The organism is Nosocomiicoccus massiliensis (genome assembly GCF_002871345.2).
Taxonomy (GTDB): domain Bacteria; phylum Bacillota; class Bacilli; order Staphylococcales; family Salinicoccaceae; genus Nosocomiicoccus; species Nosocomiicoccus ampullae_A.
On the sequence record NZ_CP136964.1, the window covers coordinates 1,329,924 to 1,342,488 of the forward strand.

At 29.1% G+C, this 12,565-nt stretch carries 10 protein-coding genes and 2 pseudogenes; 6 read left to right on the plus strand and 6 right to left on the minus strand.

Going from position 1 to position 12,565, the window contains the following annotated elements:
* Nucleotides 1-11: 11 nt before the first annotated feature.
* Together CJ229_RS06980 and CJ229_RS06985 are read right to left on the minus strand one after the other, a co-directional pair.
* Nucleotides 12-1,250 carry an MFS transporter gene (locus tag CJ229_RS06980; RefSeq protein WP_317846542.1) on the minus strand — a complete coding sequence of 413 codons (1,239 nt, stop codon included), beginning with the start codon at nucleotides 1,248-1,250 and terminating at the stop codon, nucleotides 12-14.
* Between the two features lie 8 nt (nucleotides 1,251-1,258).
* Nucleotides 1,259-1,624, minus strand: coding sequence for a DUF2268 domain-containing putative Zn-dependent protease (locus CJ229_RS06985; protein ID WP_102167128.1), 366 nt, complete (start codon nucleotides 1,622-1,624; stop codon nucleotides 1,259-1,261).
* Between the two features lie 83 nt (nucleotides 1,625-1,707).
* Here CJ229_RS06985 and CJ229_RS06990 point away from each other — a divergent pair.
* The 3 genes and pseudogenes from CJ229_RS06990 to CJ229_RS07000 form a co-directional block, all read left to right on the plus strand.
* Nucleotides 1,708-2,013 (plus strand): annotated as a pseudogene (locus CJ229_RS06990) (winged helix-turn-helix domain-containing protein); the annotation flags it as partial.
* Nucleotides 2,014-2,472: 459 nt separating this feature from the next.
* The gene (locus CJ229_RS06995) at nucleotides 2,473-4,128 is read left to right on the plus strand and encodes an RNA-binding domain-containing protein (RefSeq protein ID WP_102167129.1); all 1,656 of its coding nucleotides are present in this window, start codon (nucleotides 2,473-2,475) and stop codon (nucleotides 4,126-4,128) included.
* Between the two features lie 354 nt (nucleotides 4,129-4,482).
* Nucleotides 4,483-5,073 (plus strand): GNAT family N-acetyltransferase, encoded by a 591-nt coding sequence (locus tag CJ229_RS07000; protein WP_102167130.1) that lies wholly within the window; start codon nucleotides 4,483-4,485, stop codon nucleotides 5,071-5,073.
* Nucleotides 5,074-6,743: 1,670 nt separating this feature from the next.
* On the opposite strand, the pseudogene CJ229_RS08840 reads toward CJ229_RS07000, so the two are convergent.
* The 3 genes and pseudogenes from CJ229_RS08840 to CJ229_RS07010 all read right to left on the minus strand — a co-directional run.
* Nucleotides 6,744-6,893, minus strand: a pseudogene (locus CJ229_RS08840) (replication initiation protein); the annotation flags it as partial.
* A gap of 273 nt (nucleotides 6,894-7,166) precedes the next feature.
* Complete coding sequence (locus tag CJ229_RS07005) at nucleotides 7,167-7,685, minus strand: hypothetical protein (RefSeq protein ID WP_317846543.1); 519 nt, start codon at nucleotides 7,683-7,685, stop codon at nucleotides 7,167-7,169.
* Between the two features lie 99 nt (nucleotides 7,686-7,784).
* A complete protein-coding gene (locus CJ229_RS07010) occupies nucleotides 7,785-7,934 on the minus strand; it encodes a hypothetical protein (RefSeq protein WP_317846544.1) in 150 nt (49 codons plus the stop codon).
* Between the two features lie 112 nt (nucleotides 7,935-8,046).
* On the opposite strand from CJ229_RS07010, the gene CJ229_RS07015 reads away from it, so the two are divergent.
* Nucleotides 8,047-9,387 carry an MATE family efflux transporter gene (locus tag CJ229_RS07015; RefSeq protein WP_180953389.1) on the plus strand — a complete coding sequence of 447 codons (1,341 nt, stop codon included), beginning with the start codon at nucleotides 8,047-8,049 and terminating at the stop codon, nucleotides 9,385-9,387.
* A 376-nt stretch (nucleotides 9,388-9,763) separates the two neighbouring features.
* Complete coding sequence (locus CJ229_RS07020) at nucleotides 9,764-10,993, plus strand: erythromycin esterase family protein (protein ID WP_102167133.1); 1,230 nt, start codon at nucleotides 9,764-9,766, stop codon at nucleotides 10,991-10,993.
* 223 nt (nucleotides 10,994-11,216) lie between these two features.
* On the opposite strand, the gene CJ229_RS07025 is transcribed toward CJ229_RS07020, so the two are convergent.
* Nucleotides 11,217-11,990, minus strand: a complete 774-nt coding sequence (locus tag CJ229_RS07025; RefSeq protein ID WP_257993675.1) for a hypothetical protein — start codon at nucleotides 11,988-11,990, stop codon at nucleotides 11,217-11,219.
* Between the two features lie 118 nt (nucleotides 11,991-12,108).
* Between CJ229_RS07025 and CJ229_RS07030 the strand changes: the two genes are divergently transcribed.
* A complete protein-coding gene (locus tag CJ229_RS07030) occupies nucleotides 12,109-12,555 on the plus strand; it encodes an ASCH domain-containing protein (RefSeq protein WP_102167134.1) in 447 nt (148 codons plus the stop codon).
* Nucleotides 12,556-12,565 lie beyond the last annotated feature (10 nt).

Genomic DNA, 12,565 nt, shown 5'->3' on the forward strand with positions numbered 1-12,565 from the left:
TATCTTTTTCATCAAATCGTTTTATTTTCATAATTATTATCTTTCTCTTTTAAAAAATAAAATAAAAATACAATTCCAAGTAAAATTTCTAGTATTGATAAGATTGGAGTTACAAATCTATTACCAAGGTATTGAATGATAATACCTGTAAATAAAGCCCCCACTTGCATTGAAAGCATACTACATGTATTCCACAACCCAAATACTCTTCCTCTTAAATCAGGATTTACCTTTATTTGCATCACATTTCTTTCAAATGGTACTACAAATCCTCCTACAAAAGCGAATGCAATCATTATAAGAGACCCAGTAAACAAGTTATTTGTCAGACTAAACAGTGCCCAAGTTAATCCCATCAGTATATAGATATAACCATAGTTATGAACTTTCTTAAACATGATTTTATTGTTCGCAATCCAGTAGCCGATAATTACAGAAGTTAATCCTTCTGCAATATATAATACACTAAGACCAAATGGAGGAACTTGATATACTTCATTCACCATTCTTTCAATCATTAAGTTGAAAGATCCAATGATTAGCCCACCAGTTAGCGCGAATAATAATACGTAAGAAACAAAGACATTATTTTTAGCTACTTGGAGACCAACTTTTATTTCTTTTACAAAATTTCGTTCCTTGTTAGAAATTTTTTTACGTTTAATATCTAAGTTCAACATAGCAAATCCAGCATATACAAATGAGATGCTTGTTATTATCCAAAATATATTAAGACTAAAAAATGAAACAACTAAACCACCTGTGGCAGCACCAATTAGTCGTATAAAGCTAGTTAGTGTAAAATTTAAAGAGTTCGCAGTAACCAAATCTTCATCTGGCATCATTTCCGGAATAATCGTTTGTCTCACAATAGTTGTAACTGATTGTAATAATCCAACAACAAATCGAATTACAAAGAATAAAATCCAAGCAGTCCATCCTTCAAAGAATGGGACAAGAATAAACAATAAATAAAATGGAACTTTTAAAAACTCACTGATAAACAATACTTTTTTAGTATCGTAGCAATCAATAATACCGCCGAGCAAGAAACTCATAAAGATTGGGAATAATCCACTTACTGCCCAAAGGACGCCAAGCTGAAGCCCACTAGAGGTAATATTACCAATCAGAACGAGCATTGCAATGAATGCACCCCACTGTGTTAATCCTGTAATCATAGTTGTGATTAAAAGTTTCCTATAATTTTTATTTTTTGTAATTAGTTTAAATACCTCATTTTTGCCCATATTTTTAATCATCTTTCATTAAAATTTTTATTATAATTATCAAAAAAGTTTCTATCTTTCTTTGTTAATTCATCTATGTTTATTAAGGTATTTCTTTTTATAAAGTTAACTAAACTATATCCATAACTATACCCTAACCAAAGTGGTATATTTTCTTTTTTATTTCCATGCATAATTGAATATATTCTACTTCTATCATTTATGTATAGACTCTTTAATACTTCTATAAATCTATTAAATTCTTGGCTTTGATGCATAAATGCCCAAGGATTAACATATTCTTTGACTAAGATTTCCTCTACATAATTTTCATCTAATCCTTCGTTTATAATATGATCTAATAAAAGTGAATTTAAATATAAAAGCGCTATCATTTTCAATCTACTATTTAATATATCACAAGTCAATAATGATGAATATCTAGTGAATTAATAATATCTAGAAATATTAACAATATAACAGTTCGGTACAATTAACTTTGAAGAATAACATTGTGGCTAGAAAAGAAAGAGAAATGAGTCGAGTGAGTAATATAATAACACCTGAATTATTTGAAAGTTTAAATGAGCAACAAGAATTAATTGTGAGACATTTGTATAATGAGGGAGAATTAACAGCATATAAAATTGCAAGTATTATTCAAAGATCTGCTCCTACGGCTAGAAAAAGATTGAAAGAATTGGAAGAAATGAATATTGTATCGACACATGGATCAAGTAAAAATGATCCGAAGAGAACATATTATTTAATCGGTTTTGAGTAAAGTGGAAAACTTTCGAGTAATTAAATAGATAAACACTAAAAAATAATGAGAATCTAATGATATCAAGGCATTTGTGAGCTTTCGAGTAAATATAGGAATTTTCGAGTAACTTAAAAGAAATTACAAAAATAGAGTAGAATCGATGGAATCAAAGGGTTTACGAGCTTTCGAGTAAAGTGAAAAATTTTCGAGTACTATTACTTTAATTATAGAATGCTTAAATTTTGAATAGGCAATCTATTTTGATAGCAATAGAAAGAAATAATAAGATGCTACAAGATTATTTAATGGCCAGCATTTTTGAACGTATGAAACTAGGTCTTAAGAAAGTAAATATAAATATAAAGTTTAAAAGCACTTCTCGAGAAATCAGGGGGTGCTTTTTTGTGTTCATCAATAATAATTTGTATGTGATATTATAAGGCTAAGAGATATTAAATAAAAAGGGGTGAGTTTAATTTGAATATATTGGATATTATCAAGAATGGCGAAAGTAATACAGTAGAATTTAAGAGTTGGAAAAAGTCATCTAATTTTAAAGATCTAATTGAATTATTAGTTAAAGAAGCAGTGGGTTTCGCTAACACTAAAGGTGGAACTATTCTTGTAGGTGTTGAGGACAATGGCGATATAACAGGTTGTGACAATTTTGATACTCAAAATATTATAGAATCTATTTATGATAAGACAGTTCCAAATTTGTTTAGTGATATTGAAGTCGAAAAAATTGAGGACAAAAAGATTTTAGTAATAACCGTTGAGAAGAATATTAATAAAGTCTCTACTTCTAAAGGTGTTTCGTATAGACGATTAGGAAAAAATACAAAACCTGATTATCCAATGGAGTATAGTTCTAATAGAATAGATGGGTTTAGAGGAGATTACTCATCAAAAATTATTGAACCGTCTAATAAAAATGATATTGATTTTTATGAGGTCGAAAATTTAAAGCGTAAATTACAAGCACGTGATAAGGACTCTACGTTATTTAATTTAGATGATATTAGCTTCTTACAGGACTTAGAACTCATTGAGATAGTAGATGAAGAGATAAAACTTACAGTTGCGGGTTGTTTATTTGTTGGAACAGAACAAGCTATATCTAAACTACTACCTCAAGCAGAAATAATTGTATTAACTTATAAAGAAGGTATAACTGAATATCATAAAAGACTAGAACTAAAACTTCCATTACTAAGATCATTGGATAGAATCCAACATATCTTTGAGGATCAAAATACTATACAAAATATCCAAGTTGGTTTATTTAAATTAGAGGTATTAGATTATCCTGTCAATGTGTTTCAAGAGGCGTTATTAAATGCTATGACACATAGGGATTATGAAAATCCCTCATCGATTATTATTAAATTTTACCCTGAGGAAATACATATTGAAAACCCAGGGTCATTTCCTGAGGGGATTAATAATAAAAATATTATAAGTCATCCCTCTACACCTAGAAACAAGTTAATTGCGGAAACTTTTCAAAAGTTAAAGTATGTTCAAAGGTCTGGTCAAGGTGTAGATATTATTTTTAAAGATATGTTGGCACTAGGAAAATCAGCGCCTGACTATACACTCTATAGTAATTCTGTTCAACTCATTCTTCGTAGCGTCATGGAAGATATTGAGTTTTTAAAATTTATTACAAAAGAGGAAGAAAAGCATAGTTCATTTTCAGTTCAGGAGATATGTATACTGAAATATATAAAGAATAATAAGAAAATATCACTATCTCAAGCAGCAGAGGTTGCCCAAGTGAGTCATCAATCTGTACAAGTAATATTAAATGATCTAATTCAAAAAAAGAATCTGATTCAAAGAGAGAATAGAAATAGCTATATGTTTACTCACAGAGTTTACGCAGAATTTGAAAATCAAATTGAGTATATAAAGGATAAAGGATTTGATGAATTTAAAGGTGAGGCTATGATATTAGAATATCTTTCTAAAAATGAGTCCATTACAAGAAGAGAAGTCGAGAGACTATGTGGTTTTTCAGCATCTACAAGTAAGAGAATCCTTAAAAGCTTAAGAGATAAAGACAAAATAGTATTAGTTGGGCGATCTTCATCAAGTAGGTATAAATTAAAAACGGATTATTATGATTAGTTTTTTATGAATGATAAAGCGTGGTCCGAGATGGTCCGAGATGGTCCGAGAATGGACCGAGGTGAACCGAGATACTGATATAAGAATTGTAGAATTAGGATAGAGGAATAAAAATAGCATAATCTGCTGTATGAACTACCATCTAAAAGCTGCACACGAAATCCCAACTTGAGGAGTACTTTTTATATTAATATATATTTCTAGAAAAACTTTTGCTAAAATTTAATTATTATCGAATTAAAGGTGGTGTTGCATTATGAAAATGGTAAGAGTAATGTACGGGGGAAATTATTTTAAGGGATAAGCGTATCAGGCCCCTATAAACTACGTAATCCCTATAATCCGGAGGAAACTATGATTATTAGAGATTATGAAGTTAGTAATGAAGCAGGCTGGGTAAGGTGCCGAGTACTTTCTTTTTTACAAACAGCTTATTTTGACAATGTGCTTACGGAGAAAGAACGTTATGACAACCCTGCCATTGAACTTGTTGCAGAAATCGATGGACAAATTGTTGGCTTAATTGATGTGGAATACGAAACAGAGGAACTTACAATTTGTTCTAGAGGAGCTGGACTTGGAGGTATGATTTGGCATATTGCAGTGCACCCAGATTATTATCGACAAGGAATCGGAGAAGCATTATTAAAAGAAGCGGAAAAAAGAGCGAAAAAGTTAGAACTAAATCGCTTTGAGGCTTGGACAAGAGACGACCAATGGGTTCAAAATTGGTATGAAAAGATGAATTTTAAAAATACTGATTCTTATTATCATGTCTATTTTGAAGGAGAACAAATAGATGAGGTAGTGAATAGTACAATACCAAAATTATATTTTGTGAATGGTTTTGCTCATTATACTGGAAATGATATTGAGCAAATTAAAAAAGAAGATACTAGAATTCACGAATGTGTGTGTTACGAAAAGTATTTTGATGTAGAGTAAAACAAACACAACAAGCACTTCTCGAGAAATCGAGGAGTGCTTGTATATTACCTATGCTTAACGTTCTGGTATTATTTCATCTAGAAACTCGCCATATTTCCCTTCATTATTTTTGGTTAATAAATGACCGTAGTTATCCAATATAATAATATGTGTTTCCCAGCCGTTTTCTCTATAAAATCCTTCTCCTTCTTTACTTGCTGTTAAAGCGTTAAAAGGATGTTCTTTTCTCTCGCCTGTATCATGTGCTCCGACAATCCAATAAATAAGGAAGTCGCCTCTTATAATATTCTCTTTTGGGATACGCTCACTTATATTTTCAACCTTTGGAGAACCGCCGCCTCCAAAAAGAATAACGCCTCCTTCTTTAAATATCTATGTCTTTAAGCTTTTCAATTAGCCAATAAGATGTAATTTCAGCACCACCTGAAAATCCGCCGATCCAAAGATAATCATTATTCGGTAGAGATTGAATTAAATCAATAAGATAATCTGAATTAAGGTCTCGTTCGTTCCACCACGTGTTATATTTTGTTGAAGGTGTTTTAGGAACGACTAGAGTTAAGTTTTTATCTTTTGCAACTTGTTTAATACCTTAATTTAATGTCCAATTTTAGTTCTCCTTAATAAATGATCTATTTAAGTTTACATCATCGTGCTTCTTAATAGAAATATATAGAACGTGATATAATTAAGTGTCCAATTTTGTCTATGAATGAGGAATTGAAGTTACACGTCTTCTTTATGTAAAAAGAATTGAAGTTTTTTATCATTTCTATAACTATCTTTTGATGATGACTGATTCAGGTAATATATCGATACAACCGTATTCAACACTTATCGTGGCATTAGAAAACTCATGCTCATGTTGGTCAATTAGGAAGTAATCGAGACGACTTATGACTGAATAGCGCCAAAATGATAGATTATCTCCTTGTCAGGTTTCTCATATACGTGGTCACTTGGAACGTGTTGGTTCACACCAAAAGGAAATTGGATTAAGAATTATATAATATAAATTATTGTTCTAGCGATGTAATATGCGATTAAAAATATTAATAGTGGTTTTATAAAACTTTTATTTTCTTTTTTGTAAACTATAATAATTGAAATGGAGAATATGAGTGGTAACCATAAGAACCAAAACAATAAATTATTGAAAAAAATTTCTAAAATGCTAATCATCCTTTAGTTAAGATTAATTAGTATACACTATATTTTGAATTTGTTTCTTTAATACATGTGTAGTTCATATGAACATATATAGCTGCTAGCCCTGCAGGTGTTACTTTAGCACCATTTTTATGATGGATTATTAACCTTATACAAGTATATGAATTATGTTAGTATAGAAATAAGAAAACTCAAAACATAGTATATATCAATAACTTTAAAATGTAAGGACTGATTAAATTTTGGATTTCTTTCTTAACCAAATTCTCATCGGTTATATAGTAATTCCCTTACTAATAATTTTTGGCATATTTAAAATGAAAAAGAATGATAATAAAGCACAAGTAAAATCTGTTATATCTTTTTTAATTATTTACTTGATTCTAAGAACAGTATATTTGTTTTTATTTTAGAGTTAAATAGTTAAGATTCGTCTTTTACCCAATTTATAGGCGGTAGATCTAGTTTTTTTTCTATCTTTTATATTTATTTTCAATTCAAGCACCGACTCTTTCTGGTTTAAATGTAAATTCATAAGCTATTATTGGATTGCAACGTTCATTCGATTTAATTTTTAAATCAGTAAAATATCGTGGTAATTCTTTACTAACATGCTTTAAAATGTTTTTATCAATCTCGCTAAAAGTGTAATATTTTTGAGTATCTTATAATTCTTTAAACTTATCTGTGGCAAATGTTACACTACCTACTGTGCGCGATTGTTTAAGTAGTCTTTATACTGTGTTATAGCAAAGAAAATTTCATTTCCGCACGTGTCCAATAACTCATATTTACTGTATTAAAATCATTATGATATTTGATGAGATATGGGTTTATTGATTATACCCGATATTATATATGACATATGAAATAGAAAAAATTAAGCACTTCTCGAGAAATCGAGGAGTGCTCGTTTTATGTTATAACATATCTAGCATTTCAGGGTGGAATACAGATAATATTGTATTACCTTTAGTTTTTAAGTCCTCATTAGAAGTGATATTTCCTAAATCTATCATTGCTCTTGCAGTTGGATAAGGTGATTGATGTTTTACACCTTTATTAATTGCGATATTATAATATTTAATCGCTATGTCAGTATCCTTATGTACTAAATTGTAAAGAGTGCCAAGATGATAATAAAATAAAGATATTGTTTTAGATATGCCGTAATAATCTTCCCATAAATTCATTTTTTCTTCTATCTCGTTAATGATATAAGCTTGTTGTTCATCTTTAAATAAAAAGAATATATAACTTAATAAAACAATGTCATTTGGCAATAAGTTTTCTCTATTCTGAATTGAGTTCCAAATAATCTTTCTATACTTTTCTTGTTCTTGAGCTGTACCTTCATAAAGTGTAGCTAGGCTATATAGGATATCTATTTGAAAATCCGTTAGATAAGGATGATTCTTAATAAATTCATCAATAATCACTATACGATTGCTTAATTCATTGTTTAAATCATCAAAAAAATTAGGAATATCTTTTGACTTAGAATATAAATAAGCGAACTCAGAAAATGGAATGTTTAGTCAATCTAAAATCATAATTAAACTATAAAAATTAGCATTATCAATATCGTTTTCGATATTCGTATATGTATACTCACTCATAATTCCTTTATAAATATCACTTTTTGATAGATTTCTAGACTCTCTTAAAAATTTTATTAAATTTTCCATTATATCACACCTAGCATTAAAGATATTACATTTTTTAAAAAATATGATTCATAAAATATTACTTCTAAAAAATTTTAAAATTGTGGTAATCATAAATCTTAGGAGGAATATTATGAATCATTCTTGGAAAAAGATTGTTAAATACTCATTACCCTTCACTATTATCGGAGTAGTAGAAATTTTAATTGTTATGATAGATCTTATGTGGAGTAAGATATTCATCGATGATGTACAAGCTATTTCTGCTATTCGTATCGTATTTTCTTATCTTTTACTAGTAGAAGGAATTGGAGTTGGTTTTACTTCTGCTTTAGTTATATATATGTCACAAAAATTTCATGAGGCACAGTATAGTAAGTCAGTGAATGCTTTTAATACATTATTCAATACCAATATTATAATCGGTATTGTTATGAGTATACTAGGAATTATATGTCTCCCATTAATCGGAAAAGCATTTCAAGTGAATGATGAGATACTATCTTATGCACAACAATATGTAATTCCAATGTTGATTGGATTTATAATTTTGAGTTTAGCTAATTTTTTAATACTTTTACCGAGATATTTCAATAAATTAAAGCTGATTTACTTAGGTTTAACTATACTCATTATATCAAATATTGTTATATCTCCATTAGTTGTGATGTTCTTTAAAAAGTTAGAATTTAACGAATTGAATGCAATCGCATGGGGTACTGTAATCTCAAATTTTATTATGCTAAGTTATTTATTTTATATGATAATTTATAAAGATAGATTGAGTCTATTTACAACTCCAGATAGATTTCAATTTAAAATTAATTTTAAACTTATTAAAGAGAATGGAAGCTTTATCTTCTCGCAGATTTTTAATGGATTTACATTTAACTTTTCAGCATTTTTATATCTAGTTATTTTATCTATGTATCCTGATACAGCTTTTAATGTATACGCAATGGCTAGTTATATATTTATGATTGTAGGAATATTTGCTCAGAACTTCTCAGCAAGTGTCATACCACTTGTACCAGAATATAAAGCAAAAAATAAAATTAGCAATTTAAAGATTTTAATCAGAAAGATGATTACGGTCCTACTAGTGTATACAGGAATTGCTTCAATTCTAATTGTAGTAATCGTGAATGTAGCAGATTTACAACTGTTTTCAGGACTAGACATCCACTATTTTAGAACTTTTATTAATGTATATATTGTGCCTTGGATGATTGGTACAATTGCAATGATATTTATTTTAGTTAATGCTGGATCAGGTGATGCTAAAGGAAGTATGTATCTCATCATTTCTAATATGTATATAATTGTGATACTTACATTATTATTTATGCCAAAAATGTTTGAGGACCAAATAATTGGAGTGTTTGTTTCGTTAGCTACCATTCAAATACTGACGTTTATAAATTCTATCTCATTCTATAAAACTAATCGTTGGACAAAGAATTATTTTGCATAAAAATTATAATCAATAATAAGAAATAAAATAAGACAGTGCTTTCATTAATGTGCTACCAAATTGTTCATATTGCTAATCATAATCTCTTTCACCACGTATTAGAGAGATAGAAAAACTAATAATGAAATAAATGACGGTAGTGATTATAAAAATCTTAAATGTAAAGTATTCAAATATAAAAAAGAATAATATTACAATGAAGTATATTGAAGATATTAGAATGTCAAATTTACTTAGTTGCATTTTAATCACTCCTTATAATAATTATATCATATTAATTTAATTACTAAAAAATCAGAAATATTTAATAAATGTTAAAATGTATTATACAATATAAAAGTGAACGTTTACAAGGATTAAGTGAAGGAGGTATTTTATGACATATAGTAAAAAACAAATGAGATATTTATTGATATTTATTTTTCCTATATTTCTATTAGGATGTGCATCTAATGAAGAGAATGGAGTTTATAATTTAGACTCTGACCTTTCTAATATAGTTGATACTATAGAAGATTATGAGGTAATCGTGCTCGCAGAACCAACTCATGCATCTTCAGACATAGACGAGATATTTATAAAATTAATAACACAATTAACAAAAGACGGTGACTATAATGTTGTTGGTTTAGAAACGTCTAGTGCAGAATTGGAATATTATTTAAATTTCTATGATGAGAGTAATTTAGACATAGTCAGAAATGAAAGTGTTATGGAAAAATATAGACAACCCAATTTTTCGATTCTCTTTAAAAAACATTGGAATAATGAACTATCTGTAGAAGGTATAGATTGGGTACCTACTGTTTATAATCAAACAACAGATAATACACATTTGTTAGAAAATATTTACCAAGATATAAAAAAGAATAATATAGAGAATGCAGAGGACTTTAAAAATAAAGAAATTAAACTTAGAGAATTCACTAGTAGAATGCTTTTTAATGATGAAGAATATATTGATTACGACGAAGTTGATAGTTATCTTAATTTTTATAAAAACCTTAAAAATAGTAGCAGTTATAAAGATTTGGACCCTCATTCAAAAAAATTTATAAATCACAGAATTGATGTGCTACAGAACCCTTTATCTAAAGAATATTTAACAGGTTTAAAGATTACTAATCCTAATCAAGATTATTTTTCACGCAGAGGAATAGGCATGTATGAAAAAATAAATAACTTAGTTAAAGAAGGAAATAAGGTAATAGTATGGGTTCATAATTGGCATGCCTTAAAAAATCCTGGGAAAATAAATATTCCTAGCGAAGAAGGACAAATATCTAGACCTACTGATCATTATTCTTTAGGTTACTTATTAAATCAATCTAATTTAAAAACCTTTGTTATTGGGACGTATTTTAACAGTGCTGAAAACTTTTCTTCAATTTATTTAAACAATGAAGATTTAGAAAAAATAACTGATGAAAAATTTTTAGAAGCACAACTTTCTTATTATCAGGAAAGTCCATTATTTATAAATCTAGAACAACATAAGCTATTAAATAATAGATACAATGCTTACGACGAAGGTTTTATAGAATATGAATTGAACCCTAGAGAACAATTCGATGGTCTTATCTATATTGAAGAAATCACTAATTAAGTATATTTTATGATTATATAAACAGTTAATTCACATTAGTGTTACAAATTAATTTTCATAGTGACGGTTTGTCGATGTTCAAATATTTTTATGCAAAGTTAATCTAGGTGGAAAAGTGGCAAACTTGTTTGCTTACAAGTCCAGTACACAAATTGCATAGCAATTTGTATTCATATGAAATTTACAAGCACTTCTCGAGGAATCGAGGAGTGCTTGTTTTTACTTAACGTTCTGGTATTATTTCATCAAGAAATTCGCCATATTTTACTTCATTATTTTTGGTTAATAAATGGCCGTAATTATCTAAGATAGTAATATGTGTTTCCCAACCGTTTTCTCTATAAAATTCTTCTCCTTCCTTACTTGCAGTTAAAGCGTCAAAAGGATGTTCTTTGCTGTCGCCAGTATCATGTTCTCCGACAATCCAATAAATAGGGAAGTCGCCCGGTATAATTTCATCTTTTGGAATACGCTCACTTATATTTTCAACTTTTGGAGAACCGCCGCCTCCAAAAAGAACTGCGCCTCCTTCTTTAATATCTACTTTTTGAAGCTTTTCGATTAGCCAGTAAGATGTGATTTCGGTACCACCTGAAAATCCACCTATCCAAAGATTATCATGGTGCGGAAGAGACTGAATTAATTCAATAAGATAATCTGAATTAAGATCTCCTTCTTCCCACCACGTATCATATTTTGTTGAAGGTGTTTTAGGAACGACTAGAGTTAAATTTTTATCTTTTGCCACATGTTTAATCCCTTTTGAACCTTCTAAATACTCTTTTGACTTTGGATTCTGATATTCAAAAGCACCGTCACCATGTAACCATAATAGTATGCCTTTAGAATTACTCACCGGGTAAATCATGTATTCACCTTCACGTCCATTGGATGAAGTGAATGTTTTAGTAGAAGGACTGTTTACTTTATAAATAAATAATGTGAGTAATAAAATTGCTATAATTATAAGCAATACCCACTTTAATTTAATGTCCAATTTTAGTTCTCCTTAATGAATTAGCTATTTAAATTTACATCATTGTGACTTTTTATCATAGTATATATAATTAAATTTAATTACAATGAATATTATTTTATGAGAAGAGTGGTCTATCATGAATAAAGTAAGTGAAGAATATTGGAATGATTATTGGAAAAATCAAGAACAGCCTAAATCAGTGAGTGCATGGCAATTTGGGGATGATCCTGACACTCTTGCACAGTTAGTGGTAGATGGTATTAAAACCGCAACTTGTTCAGGACGTGTATTTTATGAAATCGAAAACGAACCTCTGCCTACAACAGAGGACTACAGCATTATTTTGAATAGTGAAAATCAGCCTGTAGCAATTATCAAAACAGTTGAAGTGACTATAACTCCAATGAATGAGGTCAGTGAAGAATTTGCGATTGCGGAAGGTGAAGGAGATAGAACTTACCAATATTGGTGGGATGAGCATGAGAAATTCTTTAAAAAAGAACTCAATGCAATTGGCCATGAGTTTTCAGAAGACATGCTCCTTGTTTGTGAACGATTCGAATTGATTGATGTAAGAAAATAATTCAACGAAT

Excerpts from the sequence above, each read along its gene's own strand:
- CJ229_RS06980 (WP_317846542.1), bottom strand. The coding sequence starts at position 1,250 with ATGGGCAAAAATGAGGTATTTAAACTAATTACAAAAAATAAAAATTAT.
- CJ229_RS06985 (WP_102167128.1), bottom strand. The coding sequence starts at position 1,624 with ATGATAGCGCTTTTATATTTAAATTCACTTTTATTAGATCATATTATA.
- CJ229_RS07000 (WP_102167130.1), top strand. The coding sequence starts at position 4,483 with ATGATTATTAGAGATTATGAAGTTAGTAATGAAGCAGGCTGGGTAAGG.
- CJ229_RS07010 (WP_317846544.1), bottom strand. The coding sequence starts at position 7,934 with ATGGAAAATTTAATAAAATTTTTAAGAGAGTCTAGAAATCTATCAAAA.
- CJ229_RS07015 (WP_180953389.1), top strand. The coding sequence starts at position 8,047 with ATGAATCATTCTTGGAAAAAGATTGTTAAATACTCATTACCCTTCACT.
- CJ229_RS07020 (WP_102167133.1), top strand. The coding sequence starts at position 9,764 with ATGACATATAGTAAAAAACAAATGAGATATTTATTGATATTTATTTTT.
- CJ229_RS07030 (WP_102167134.1), top strand. The coding sequence starts at position 12,109 with ATGAATAAAGTAAGTGAAGAATATTGGAATGATTATTGGAAAAATCAA.